The organism is Mycobacterium sp. E3305 (genome assembly GCF_001666785.1).
GTDB lineage: Bacteria > Actinomycetota > Actinomycetes > Mycobacteriales > Mycobacteriaceae > Mycobacterium.
Genome location: NZ_LZJA01000140.1, coordinates 1 through 749, shown reverse-complemented (window position 1 = coordinate 749; position 749 = coordinate 1). Strand labels below are relative to the sequence as shown.

Below are 749 nucleotides of genomic sequence, written 5' to 3'. Positions count from 1 at the left end.
TCGTCGTCGTCGGTGTCGCTGATGACGTTCGGGTGGTGGTAGGTGTTGGTGCGGGGTTGGCCGTGGTCGAGGTGGGGTGGGGGGATCCATTCGGTTTCGCCGCGGGCGTTGGTGCGGGTGGTCCAGCCTTGTTCGGCGAGGCGGTTGTCGGGCCCGCAGGCCAGCGTGAGGTCGTCGATGTCGGTGCGCCGGGTGTTTTGCCAGCCTCGGACATGATGGACCTGGCTATGGTAGGCCGGGGCGTCACATCCCGGCCTGGTACATCCGCGATCCTTGGCGTAGAGCATGATTCGCTGCGCCGGGGAAGCCAGCCGTTTGGTGTGGTGCAGCGCCAGGGGCCGCCCGTTGTCGAAGATCGCCAGATAGTGGTGGGCGTGGCCGGCCCAGCGGATCACATCGGACATGGGCACCAGCGTGCCGCCGGCCGTCAACGCCTTACCGGCGGCGGCCTCCAACTCCTGCAACGTGGTGCTCACCACGATCGACACCGGCAGCCCGTTATGGGAGCCCAAGTCCCCCGATGCTAAGAGTCCGCGCAGCCCGGCCAGGAAGGCGTCGTGGTGGCGTTGCGCCGTGCTGCGGGTGTCGCGGCGCACCGCGTCCTGATCGGGCGTCGCGTCGACCACCGGGATTTCGTCATCGGGGTTGCACACCCCGGGCGCGGCCAGCTTGGCCAGCATGGCCTCGATGGCGGCCCGCAGCTCCGGGGTGACCAGCCCGCTCAGGCGCGACATGCCGTCGAATTCCTG

General features: G+C 68.9%; 1 protein-coding gene. It reads right to left on the bottom strand.

Annotated elements, in window-relative coordinates:
* Positions 1-749, bottom strand: a 749-nt coding sequence (locus tag A5701_RS12900; protein ID WP_156670077.1) for an HNH endonuclease signature motif containing protein, incomplete at both ends; no start/stop codon positions are given.